Below are 11776 nucleotides of genomic sequence, written 5' to 3' on the forward strand. Positions count from 1 at the left end.
TCAATGGTCCATCTTCGGGCTCATGAGTGTGTCAGCAGGGCGGCGTCCTGCGGGGCGACCAGACGCAGAGCGCCGAGAATCAGCTGGAATTCGCTGTTCTCGATCAGGTAGCTCTCGCCATCGAGATTCACCGGCAGCGACTCTCCACGATAGTGCAGCGAGTCAGTGCGCACATACCGCACGAAATGGCCATTGTCGGGGAGCGACTCCAGCTCCTCGATCACCTCACCCACCCGCGCGATGGGGAAGTCACGGATCACCAGCACATCGAAGCAGCCATCATCGAGCAGCGCCCGAGGTGCCAGCTCCTGACCGCCGCCCGCCTGACGGCCATTGCCGATCGCCAGCACGAACAACGCCAGCTCCTCCTCCACCCCGTTGAGGGTCACGCTGCCACGATAGGGACGGAAGTCCCATGCCTTGAGCACGCCCATCAGCGAATAGGCCCCGCCGCCGAACAGCTTCTTGAGGCCACCGGGCGTCGAGCGCGTCACCTCGGCGCCGAAACCTGCCGAGGCCATGTTGAGGAAGTAGGCCTCATCCAGCCGCACCACATCCACGGCTCGCGCCGCCCCTTCACAGGCCAGCGCCAGCGATTCCGTCACCGGCTCGGGGATGCCGAGCGAGGTCGCCAGGTCATTGGCGGTGCCCAACGGCAGGATCGCGACTTCCGGACGCTTCGCGAGTGGATACTGCATCAATGCATTGGCGATCAGGTTGAGGGTGCCGTCACCGCCGCCAACGACCAGCCGCGTGACGCCTTCATCGACCGCCTCGCGCACCAGCCTCGCGACATCATCTCCCTCGAAGGTCAACCGCACTTCAAGCCCTGCCATACGCTCACGCTGAGCGAAGATGGCCTCACGCAGCTCCGGCTGCTGAGCCTTGTCCCCGTTGAGTATCACGCGCACACGCGCCGCTGATTCCATGGTGCCTCCTTGGCGACATGCGGATCGAGCGACAAGCATACTCTGGTCAGGTGCCTTCAATGAACCATCTCTGCCCTGCGGCCCGCCGCGGTTGTCAGCCAGCGAATCCCTCATGCCCGGCCAGTCGTCCTGGGCAGTCGCACCGCGCAGTCTCACCGGCCAGTCATACCGACTAGACGCCCGGCTGACGTCGCGCGCCCAACAGCAGCAAGGGCAGCACCATCACCACGCTGATGAGCAGCAGCCCTTGCTGAGGGGCGAGCGGCGTATTGAGCAGCGTCGTCGCCACCACTGCCGAACCGCCGAGCTGGATGCTGCCGAGCAGCGCCGCCGCGGTGCCGGCACGCTCAGCGAAGGCCTCCAGCGCCAGGCTTGATGCCGCCCCGAGTGCCAGCGAGAAGCCGACCGACAGCACTGCCACCGGCACCATGAAGGCAGCGGCTGACAGTGGCAGCCAGGCGAAGGCGGCGCCCTGCATCAGGCCGGAGAGCAGGATGATCGCCAGCCCCAGACGCACGGTGGGCTGACGGCCGAGGCGCGTGATCACGCGCGGTGCGAAGAAGAAGGTGATGATATTGATCACGGCATTGCCGCCGAACAGGGCACTGAAGACCAGCTCGGAGTGACCGAGGCGCTCGACCAGCAGCTCGGAGGACGACGAGACATACAGCAGGATGGCGCTCATCGCGGCCATCGCGACCAGCGCCTGATACAGGAAGCGCCAGCTGGTCAGCACGGGGCGGTAGCGCGCCCAGTTGTACAGCGGACGCTCCACGACCGTCGTGGCAGGACGCGTCTCGCCAAAGCTCTTCCACGCCATCAGGCCGACGCACAGCGCGAAGGCGGCCATGAACAGGAAGTTGGAGCGCCAGCCGAACTGCACCGCCAGCAGGCCGCCCAGCACCGGCGCCAGCGCCGGGATGATGCACAGCGCACCATTCAGATAGCTGTACATCCTGGCGCCCTGCTCCGGCGTGTAACAGTCACGCACGGCCGCGAAGGCCACCGTCACCGTGGCGCACGCTCCCAGCCCCTGCAGGATACGCCCGAGATACAGCATGCTGATGTCCTGTGCCAGCACGGCGACCATCGCGCCGACGAGATAGACCGTCGCGCCGCCCAACAGCGCCGGACGTCGTCCGTAGAGGTCCGTCAACGGGCCGACCAGAATCTGCCCGACACCCACAGCGCCCAGAAACAGCGTCACCGTCATCTGCATCACATCGGTGGACTGGGCGAATTCGCGCGCCATCGCCGGCAGTGAGGGCAGATAGATATCGATCGCCAGCGGCGAGAACATCACGCAGCCGACCAGCAGCAACAGCAATAGTCGTGCGTTGGGCATGGGCCTTGCGGCAGCAGAGGAAGACACGGACATGGATAATCTCGAGAGTCAGAAGCCAAGGGCGGCCCGACAGAGGGGCCATCAAGAATCCGCAGAGCCTAGCGCCTGCGACTTATGAAGAAAAATGATATTATTTCAGGCCTGATATTCCACTGGAGAAACTTATGAGCGCGACAGACCCGCAGACACCCGCAAGGCCGGTTGCCGCCCAGTCTCCAGCCGCGTCTTCACTGTCTGCGTCTTCACTGTCTGCGTCTTCGGGCTCAGCGCCAGCGGCCACGCCCTTCAACACGCCCTTCAACACGCGCATCGACCTCAATCTGCTGCAGGTGCTGCAGGTGCTGCTGGAAGAGTGCAGCGTGACGCGCGCGGCGGGCCGTCTTCACCTCTCGCAGTCTGCCGTCAGCAAGAGTCTGGCACGCCTGCGCGTGATGTTTGATGACGCCCTTTTCATTCGCGAACGCCATGGTCTGCGCCCCACGGCGCGGGCCCTGTCATTGCGTGGCGAGCTGGCCGAGCTGCTCTCGCGTCTCGAGAACCTGAGCGCCCCTGCCACCTTCACCCCCGCCACCAGCCAGCGGCGCTTTCAGCTGGCGGTGCTGGAAAGCGCCTGGGCGACCCTGATGCCTTCCTGCACGCGGGCACTGACCGATGCGCTGCCGCATGGCAGCCTCGAGATCAGTCGCTGGCAGGCCGATTGCCTGAGCCTGATGGAAAAGGGCCAGCTGGATATCGGGCTTGCCGGACACGATCACAGTGCCGAGACCCCGGGCAAGCCGCCTGCCCTCCCCGCTGGCTTCCAATCGCGCCTGCTGTGGCGCGACGACCATGTGATTCTGGTACGGCATGATCATCCGCTCACGCGGCGCCAGACACCGATGACGCTGAGTGAATTCGCGGCCTTGAGTCATGTCCAGGCCACCTGCGAGGGGCGCTCACGCTGGTCGCTGGATGAGCGGCTGGAGCAGCACGGCGCACCACGCCGCATCAGCGTGCTGGTGCCGGATTTCCGCGATGCCCTGAGCATCGTCGCGCACAGCGAGCTGGTGTTCTGCGCGCCCAGAAGCTTTGCCCAGGCCAGCAGCGAGCTGCATGGACTGGCGATCCTTGAGCTACCGATGCGTCTGCCCGCGCTCAGCTACCGCTTGATCTGGCATGCCAGCCACGAGCAGGACCCCGGGCACCGCTGGTTGCGACAGTCCCTGCTGACGCATATCCGCAACGCGCATGGGGAAGACGCCGAGGCCGCTGAGCTCTAGAATGGCCCCATTGTGAATTCGCCACCCGCCCTGCGGCACTGGCGCCGATACCCGCACGTCCCATGAGGTTCTGCCATGCGCTCCATCATCCGCCTGTTCTTCCGCACCCTGCGTCTGGTGCTGGCTCCCTTCATGCTGCTCAGCGAGAAGCTGACCCGCGGCAGCGCGCTCGAGCGCAGCCCCGCCCAGCAGGCCGAGGTGGACGCCGAGACGGCCAAGCTGGCGCTGTATCAGTTCTCGACCTGCCCGTTCTGCATCAAGGTGCGCAAGCGCATGCATCAGCTGAATCTGAACGTCGAGCAGCGCGACACCCAGCACAACGCCACTCACCGCCAGGCCCTCGAACAGGGTGGCGGTCGCGTCAAGGTGCCGTGCCTGCTGATCACCCATGACGATGGTCGCGAAGAGTGGATGTACGAATCCGACACCATCAATGCCTACCTGCAGGAGCGCTTCGGCAGCGCGGCCTGACAGGATACCGGCTGATACGACGCAGACCGCAAGAGGCCGCTCTCATGAGCGGCCTCTTGCGGTCTGGTGAGCGCGATCACGCGCGCTTGGGTGTCTCTCTTCTGCTTACCGTCTTGCCCACCTTCTGCCTCTCATCATGCCAGCGCCTGCGAGACGGATGCCCGCTTGTGGCGAGCCGCCTGGCGCATCTGATCCATCGCCCACACCATCGCCAGCGTCAGCGCGACGGCCCCCAGGGTATGCGCCAGCGCCAGATCCAGCGGCAACCACCACAGTACATTGGCGATTCCCAAGCCTGCCTGCACCAGCCAACACCCCAGCGCCCAGCGCCAGGGGTTGTCAGGCGATGGCGTCCGCGCCGGCAAGTGGCGGCGCTGGCGCCAATACAGCGCCAACAGCACCGCCCCCAGCAGCACGGCCCCGCCACGGTGCGCCATGTGGATGGCCGTGCGCGCCTCACCATGCAGCTGCCCGTGCAGATAGCTGGGGCCGACATCCTGGGTCAGGTGGAAGCCCTCTCCCCAGTCCATCGCCGGCCATGCGGCACCATTGCAGGTCGGGAAACCTTCACAGGCAAGCCCGGCATAATTGCTCGAGGTCCAGCCCCCCAGGGCCAGCTGCCCCAGCAGCAGAGCCGCGGCCAGAGTGGCCAGCCAGGGCTGACGCCGGATGTGCGCTGCATCAGCGCACGCCGTGTGTTGCTCAGCCGCCACCGTGAGGGGCGCCGCCCGCCGTCTGAGTGATAGCCACAGCAACAGCAGCAGACTCAACACGCTCAGGCCGCCCAGCAGATGCAGCGTCACCACCTGCGGCCACAGCTTCAGCGTCACGGTAAAGGCCCCGAACGCGCCCTGGACCAACAGCATGCCCAACAACAGCCAGCAGCCGGCCAAGGGAAAACGAGTGCGCGCCTGCGCGCCCCAGTGATCAGTCACCTTTGCCTCGCCGCTGCCACCTTCGAAGGTCTGCGACTGATGAGCCTCCCGACGGCGTATCCGCCAGCCCAGCGCGAGCAAAGCGATTGCCGCAAGCCCGAGCAGACTCGCCGCATAGCGATGGATCATCTCCGCCCACGCCTTGTAGCCTTCAAGCGGATGATGCGGGCTATGCAGACTCGCGGTCTGGGCATCCGGCACGACCAGAGCGCCATAACAGCCTGGCCAGTCGGGGCACCCCAGACCGGCGTCCACCAGCCGCGTCCAGGCTCCCAGCCCGATCACCAGAATGACCAGTCCCAGCATGCTGGCGACCAGTCGCTGACTGCTGCGCCACAGGCGTGACGTCCCCCGTCGGCTCGCCGCCTGCCGTGAGACAGGGCCATGCACCAGATCAGACGTCAGCTCAGGCGTCGCCATCGAGAAGGCCTGAGCAACTGAGGCTTCATCCGTGGTGGCGTGGCGCAGAAATGGCGGGCGAGGCAGCAACGCCGCCCCTCGTTGGCGAGCCCGCGAGACGGCGCAGGCCCGCGGTGGATAGCGCTTCTGTCTGGCGAGGCGAGACATGGCATATCTCCCTGGTGAAGCGAAAGAAGATCACGTGCGACCTGGCGAGGCGCGACCTATCGAGGCCCGACCGGATTACGCTTGAGCAGCCGGCGCACATCCTTCATCACGGCCTGCGGCGTGATCTCGGGCCCGTAGGCGACCACGACCTGCCCATGAGGGTCGATCAGGCGCAACTGGTGCGGCGCGGAAGTGGTGTCATTGGGCGCCGGCCAGCGCCCGAGCGCCCGTTGTTCGCCCGGCACCTGAGGATGCACAAAGGCCTTTTCAGCCACCACCAGGCGGCCCAGGCGTGGCGCCTCCTTGCCAAGCGCGCGATGCAGGCGCCACCAGCGCTCGGCCTGCGCCGCGGCCAGCTGCGGCTGGTTCGGCTCCGGCCAGCTGAGCCAGAAACGCTGCTCATCCGCGCCTCGGGCAGCCAGCGGCGGCATGCCGGGGGCCTCCTTCGCGCTAACTGCACCGTCAGTCGCGTTTCCTGTGGCGTTTTCGGTGACGTTGTCAGTGGCGTTTTCTGTCACGAGGTAGTCGAGCGACCAGTCCGTGAGCGGCTTGACCTTTGGCAGCAAGGCACCGTTTGCCACCCGCCCCTCGGGAATCCCGACCTGTGCGCTCAGCATGGCCCACGCCAAGGGCAACGGGGCGGACAACAGCCCCAGCAAGGCCACGAGTTTCAGGCGCTGTCGCATCACGTGTGTCATCGCTCTCCTCCTGACGACGGCTTCCCTGCATGTCCGGGTGTACGGACAACAGACTCAAGACACAAGCACCGGGCGCTAGGCCTGGCGCTGACGTAGCGCGGACTGGCGTTGACGGCGCGCACCCAGAATCATGACCACCGCCGCCCCCAGGCTGAGCCCCAGCCACTGCAGCGCATAGGCGTAATGACGCTCCGGCGTCATGTTGCTCGGCTGCCACCAGGGCAGGAATCGCCCCTCCCCGCTCGTCTGGTGCAGAACACCCGCAAAGGCCGGTGTGCCCAGCGCCTGCCAGGCGCTCAGATCGACCTGCTGCAGACGCTGCCCCTCGCGGTTGGGGCCGAACAGTGGGCCACCGCTGTTGCCCTGACCGTTCAACCACTGCCAGCGACCACTGATCACCCCGGAGCCTGTCGGGGTCGTGAAGTCCGGGTCGCTGCGGGGTGCCGGCGATGCCACGAAGCCACGCTCCACCAGCCACCAGCGGCCATCCAGCGTTCGAAAGGGCGTGAGCACCGCCACGCCATGGCGCTTGTCCAGCGTGCGGTTGTCCAGCAGCAGGCTGTGCTCCGCGAGCCACTCGCCGCGCAGCTCGATCAGGCTGGCACTGGCGGGCGGTGCCGTCGGCATCACCAGCTCCGGCGCGCTGGCGGTATCCTCCAGATGCTGGGCACGCGCCTGGCCACGCACCACCTGCCAGCTGCACAGGCAAAGGCCGAGCACGATCAGACATCCCCAGAACAGCCACCAGCCGCGTCCGACCTGGCGCTCCTGCGTCGCCGCCGTTGAAGACTCCTGCCCCATTGAAGACGCCTGCGCAGCTGGCGCTGACTTGCGCTTGTCTGCCGGATGAGCTCGACTGTCACAAGCGAGTGCCGCGCTGTGCTCACCCGCCACTATCTGCACCCCGGGAGGTGACATGCTGCTCAAATCGCTGATCGCACTGGTCTTTATCGGCATGCTGGCAAGCCTGGTCGCCGGTGCCGGTTTTCTGCTGCGCGATGGCAGCCGCAGTCGACGCCTGCTGACCTCTCTCAAATGGCGGGTTGGCCTGGCAGTGTGTCTAGTGATTCTGCTGGTCATTGGCTTCTCCACCGGAATGCTGGACTGACATCGCGCCGCGTGCTGTCAGAACACATAGACGAACAGGAACAGACCGATCCACACCGCATCGACGAAGTGCCAGTACCAGGCAGCCGCTTCGAAGGCGAAGTGACGTTCACTCGAGAAGTGGCCGCGTATCACGCGCACCAGCATCACGATCAGAATCAGGGTGCCGATGGTGACGTGCAGACCATGAAAACCGGTCAGCAGGAAGAAGGTGCCGCCATAGACCCCCGCCTGCAGCGTCAGCCCCAGGTGATGCCAGGCCTCGTAGTATTCGATGCCCTGCAGAGTCAGAAAGCACAGCCCCAGTACCACGGTGCCCGCCAGCCAGTTGCGCGCCGTGCGCCGAAACTCCATCTTCAGCGCTTCATGCGCCACCGTCAGGGTGACGCTGGAACTGACCAGCAACAGCGTGTTGGCCAGCGGCAGCTGCCAGGGCGACAGCAGCTCTCTGGGTCCGGCGATGCTGGCATCCGGCGGCGTCATCAGCGGCCAGCTAGCGGTGAAGTCAGGCCACAGCAGCGCCGTCACTCCCTTGGCGCCCTCACCATCGAGCCAGGGCAGCGCGAAGGTTCGCAGATAGAACAGCGCCCCGAAGAAGGCCGCGAAGAACATCAATTCCGAGAAGATGAACCAGGCCATGCCCCAGCGGAACGAGCGGTCCATCTGGTCATCGTAGAGGCCGCCCATCGACTCGCGCACCACATCCCGAAACCAGCCCGCCATCACCAGCACAATGGCCAGCAGGCCGATGCCTGACAACCAGGCGGCGCTGCCGTGCACCATCCAGATTCCGGTCCCGATCATCATGCCGCCCACCGCCAGCACGCCGAAGATGGGCCAGGCACTGTGGGCCGGGACGTAATAGCTGCCACTGCTCATGTTTCACCTCCTGCAGAATGCTCTGCACCATCGTCCCCCGCAGATGACGGCGTCGTGACCGGATAGAGCGTGTACGCCAGGGTCAGATCACGAATGCCCTCCGGAAGGTCAGGGTCGACCTGAAAGACCAGCGGCAGCTCGCGCCGCTCGCCTGCTGCCAGCGTCTGCTCCTGGAAGCAGAAGCACATGATCTTGCGCAGATGCAGTGAGCCCTCGGCAGGACTGACACTGGGGACCGCGCGGCCACGCACCGGATGATCGGCGTGATTGGTGAACACGAAGCGCGCGCTGTACTGGCCACCGGGGTGGATGCGGAACTGCTCATCCAGCGCCTCGAGCGTCCACGGCAGGCCTTGCCCCTGCTGGGTGATGAAGCGCACCGAGACCCAGCGGCTCTCGTCGATCTCCATGGCCACCGCGACCCTGGCCTGACTGGCGGCCTTGCCATTGAGGCCCGTGAGATTGCAGAAGACGTCATAGAGCGGCACCAGCGCGAAGGCGAAGCCCAGCATCGCGACCAGCGCCAGCAGCGTGCGCCGCACGGTGCGTGCCACTGCCTGTTGCTGTTGTGCTGCGTGATCGCGTGAGGGCATGTCACTCTCCTGGCCGCTGTCCATAGCTCAGCGGATGATCTGGCCATCGCGGGTCTGCGGAGGAATCTCGAAGGTATGCAGCGGCGCCGGGCTCGGCACGCTCCACTCCAGGTCCACCGCGCCCTCCCAGGCACACGCCGGCGCTCTGACACCGCCGCGCGCGCACTTGACGATCACGACCAGGAACAGCAGCTGCGAGATACCGAACAGGAAGGCGCCGATGCTGGACAGCATGTTGAAGTCGGCGAATTGCAGCGCGTAATCCGGAATGCGGCGCGGCATGCCGGCCAGCCCCGAGAAGTGCATCGGGAAGAAGGTCAGGTTGACGCCGATGACCGACAGCCAGAAATGCCACTTCGAGAGCCCCTCATGGGGATAGAAGCCGGTCCACTTGGGCAGCCAGTAGTAGGCTCCGGCGAGAATCGCGAACAGCGCGCCGGGCACCAGCACATAGTGGAAATGCGCCACCACGAAGTAGGTGTCGTGGTACTGGAAATCCGCCGGGGCGATGGCCAGCATCAGGCCCGAGAAGCCGCCGATGGTGAACTGGACGATGAAGGCGATCGCAAACAGCATCGGGGGCTCGAAGCTGATGGAGCCGCGGAACATGGTGGCGATCCAGTTGAAGACCTTCACGCCGGTCGGCACCGCGATCAGCATCGTCGTGTACATGAAGAACAGCTCCGCCACCAATGGCAGGCCGACGGCGAACATGTGATGCGCCCAGACCAGAAAGGACATGATCGCGATGGAGCCGGTGGCGTAGACCATCGAGGCGTAACCGAACAGCCGCTTGCGCGAGAAGGTCGGCACGATGGCGGACACGATGCCGAAGGCCGGCAGGATCATGATGTAGACCTCGGGATGCCCGAAGAACCAGAACAGATGCTGGAACAGCACCGGGTCGCCGCCACCGGCGGCATTGAAGTAGCTGGTGCCGAAGTTGATGTCGAACAGCATCATGGTGATGGCGCCCGCCAGCACCGGCATCACCGCGATCAGCAGGAAGGCGGTGATCAGCCAGGTCCAGACGAACAGCGGCATGTCCATCAGGCGCATGCCCGGGGCACGCAGATTGAGGATGGTGGCGATGATGTTGATGGCGCCGAGAATCGAGCTGATGCCGGCGATGTGCAGCGAGAAGATGAAGAAGCTGGTCGAGGGCGGCGCATAGGTGGTGGACAGCGGCGCGTAGAAGGTCCAGCCGAAATTGGGGCCACCGCCCTCCATCAGCAGGGTGGAAAGCAGCAACAGGAAGGCAACCGGCAACAGCCAGAAGCTGAAGTTGTTGAGGCGCGGCAGCGCCATGTCGGGCGCGCCGATCTGCAGCGGAATCATCCAGTTGGCCAGTCCCGTGAAGGCCGGCATGATGGCGCCGAACACCATGATCAGCCCGTGCATGGTGGTCATCTGGTTGAAAAACTCCGGCTGCACCATCTGCAGGCCGGGCTGGAACAGCTCGGTGCGGATCACCAGCGCCATGATGCCGCCGATGAACAGCATGCTCAGCGAGAAGATCAGATAGAGGGTGCCGATATCCTTGTGATTGGTGGTCAGCAGCCAGCGCAGCATGCCGCGTGGCGCGCTGCCGTGGCCTTCGCCCACATGAGCGCCGCCTGCGGTGGCCCCCTCGCTCTCGCTGGCCTGAAGTATCGCCTTGCGTGGCTGTTCACTGGCCATGACACGCCTCCTGAATGCGTCGCTTGCACGCTATTGAGACAGCTGTTCCTTGATGACGGCTGGCTGCACCAGCTCGCCGGTATCGTTGCCCCAGGCGTTGCGCTCATAGGTGATGACAGCCGCCAGCTCGACCGGACTCAGCACATCGGCGAAGGCCGCCATGGGCGTGCCCGCCTTGCCGTTGACCACGATATCGATGTGCGCCTGCATGTCCTGGGTGACGATGGCGCTGCCCACCAGCGAGGGGAACGCCGGTGGCATGCCCTGACCGTCCGGCTGGTGACAGGAGGCGCAGATGGTCGCGTAGGTCTTCTCGCCCTTCTCCATCAGCTCCTCGAGGCTCCAGTCACGACCGGCATCGTTGAGCGCGGCCTCGGCTTCGGCCTTGCGCGCGATCAGCCACTCATCGAACTCGGCCTCCGGCAACGCCTCGACCACCACCGGCATGAAGCCGTGGTCCTTGCCGCACAGCTCGGTGCACTGGCCACGATAGGTGCCGGGGGTCTCGATGCGCGTCCAGGCCTCATTGATGAAGCCGGGGATGGCATCCTTCTTGACGCCGAAGTCCGGCACCCACCAGGAGTGGATGACGTCGGCGGAGGTGGTCAGGAAGCGCACCTTGCGATTGATGGGCAACACCAGCGGATTGTCGACTTCCAGCAGGTAATGCTCGTCCTTGGCGGCGGTGTTGTTGATCTGCTCGCGCGGGGTCGCGAGGCTTGAGGTGAAGGCGACATCCTCGCCCAGATACTCGTACTGCCAGCGCCATTGATGGCCGGTGATCTTCACGTCCAGCGCCGACTCGGAGGCGTCGTACATGTCCTTGAGCGTGGCGGTGGCAGGCACCGCCATCACCACCAGGATCAGCAGCGGGATGGCGGTCCACAGAATCTCGATACGGGTATTTTCATGAAAGCTTGCCGATACCGCACCGCGTGACTTGCGGTGCTTGATCATCGCGTAGCCCATCACACCGAACACCACGATGCCGATGACCACACAGATCCAGAAGATGATCATGTGCAGCGAGTGGATCTCGCGGCTGACCGCGGTGACCCCGACCGGCATGTTGTATTCGACTGCCAGCACCGAAGGGGTAAGGGCTGTCAGTGACAAGGTCGTCAGTGACAGGGTCGTCAGTGACAGGGTCGTCACTGTACGTCGCAAGCGCAGACGCATTGGCCTCGTGACACGGGAAAGGCATTCCGCGATCCATGACATCGGCGCCTCCTTGTCATTGTTATCGAGAGCCTCACCCAGATGACGGCGCTGAGCGGCTCCCCGTGCTCCGACTTGCTTCGAGTATAGAAGAG

Annotated in this window: 12 protein-coding genes; 3 read left to right on the top strand and 9 right to left on the bottom strand. The window is 65.0% G+C overall.

Annotated elements, in window-relative coordinates:
* Positions 1-20: 20 nt before the first annotated feature.
* A complete protein-coding gene (gene yegS, locus AOG28_RS00365) occupies positions 21-929 on the bottom strand; it encodes a lipid kinase YegS (RefSeq protein ID WP_054554957.1) in 909 nt (302 codons plus the stop codon).
* 172 nt (positions 930-1101) lie between these two features.
* Positions 1102-2307: a multidrug effflux MFS transporter gene (locus AOG28_RS00370; protein WP_235506903.1), complete on the bottom strand. Its 1206-nt coding sequence runs from the start codon at positions 2305-2307 to the stop codon at positions 1102-1104.
* 131 nt (positions 2308-2438) lie between these two features.
* On the opposite strand from AOG28_RS00370, the gene AOG28_RS00375 reads away from it, so the two are divergent.
* Positions 2439-3533 carry a LysR family transcriptional regulator gene (locus tag AOG28_RS00375; protein ID WP_054554959.1) on the top strand — a complete coding sequence of 365 codons (1095 nt, stop codon included), beginning with the start codon at positions 2439-2441 and terminating at the stop codon, positions 3531-3533.
* Between the two features lie 75 nt (positions 3534-3608).
* Positions 3609-4004, top strand: coding sequence for a glutaredoxin family protein (locus AOG28_RS00380; protein WP_043337063.1), 396 nt, complete (start codon positions 3609-3611; stop codon positions 4002-4004).
* Between the two features lie 134 nt (positions 4005-4138).
* Here AOG28_RS00380 and AOG28_RS00385 read toward each other — a convergent pair whose 3' ends face one another.
* The 3 genes from AOG28_RS00385 to AOG28_RS00395 all read right to left on the bottom strand — a co-directional run bounded on the left by AOG28_RS00385 (position 4139) and on the right by AOG28_RS00395 (position 7005).
* On the bottom strand, positions 4139-5245 hold the full coding sequence (locus AOG28_RS00385) for a COX15/CtaA family protein (protein WP_054555167.1): 1107 nt from the start codon (positions 5243-5245) through the stop codon (positions 4139-4141).
* Positions 5246-5562: 317 nt separating this feature from the next.
* Complete coding sequence (locus AOG28_RS00390; RefSeq protein ID WP_054554960.1) at positions 5563-6204, bottom strand: hypothetical protein; 642 nt, start codon at positions 6202-6204, stop codon at positions 5563-5565.
* A gap of 75 nt (positions 6205-6279) precedes the next feature.
* Positions 6280-7005 (bottom strand): SURF1 family protein, encoded by a 726-nt coding sequence (locus AOG28_RS00395; protein WP_054554961.1) that lies wholly within the window; start codon positions 7003-7005, stop codon positions 6280-6282.
* A gap of 115 nt (positions 7006-7120) precedes the next feature.
* Here AOG28_RS00395 and AOG28_RS00400 point away from each other — a divergent pair, with 115 nt between their 5' ends.
* Positions 7121-7312, top strand: a complete 192-nt coding sequence (locus AOG28_RS00400; protein ID WP_043337068.1) for a DUF2909 domain-containing protein — start codon at positions 7121-7123, stop codon at positions 7310-7312.
* Positions 7313-7329: 17 nt separating this feature from the next.
* On the opposite strand, the gene AOG28_RS00405 is transcribed toward AOG28_RS00400, so the two are convergent.
* From AOG28_RS00405 to coxB, 4 genes are read right to left on the bottom strand one after another with little or no spacing between them, the layout of a single operon-like run.
* A complete protein-coding gene (locus AOG28_RS00405; RefSeq protein ID WP_054554962.1) occupies positions 7330-8190 on the bottom strand; it encodes a cytochrome c oxidase subunit 3 in 861 nt (286 codons plus the stop codon).
* On the bottom strand, positions 8187-8783 hold the full coding sequence (locus AOG28_RS00410; RefSeq protein ID WP_054554963.1) for a cytochrome c oxidase assembly protein: 597 nt from the start codon (positions 8781-8783) through the stop codon (positions 8187-8189). The genes AOG28_RS00405 and AOG28_RS00410 overlap by 4 nt, the downstream gene beginning before the upstream one ends.
* Positions 8784-8810: 27 nt before the next feature.
* Positions 8811-10463: a cytochrome c oxidase subunit I gene (ctaD, locus tag AOG28_RS00415; RefSeq protein ID WP_054554964.1), complete on the bottom strand. Its 1653-nt coding sequence runs from the start codon at positions 10461-10463 to the stop codon at positions 8811-8813.
* Between the two features lie 30 nt (positions 10464-10493).
* On the bottom strand, positions 10494-11642 hold the full coding sequence (gene coxB / locus AOG28_RS00420) for a cytochrome c oxidase subunit II (RefSeq protein WP_082388100.1): 1149 nt from the start codon (positions 11640-11642) through the stop codon (positions 10494-10496).
* Positions 11643-11776: the final 134 nt, after the last annotated feature.

Source organism: Cobetia sp. UCD-24C, from assembly GCF_001306765.1.
GTDB lineage: Bacteria > Pseudomonadota > Gammaproteobacteria > Pseudomonadales > Halomonadaceae > Cobetia > Cobetia amphilecti.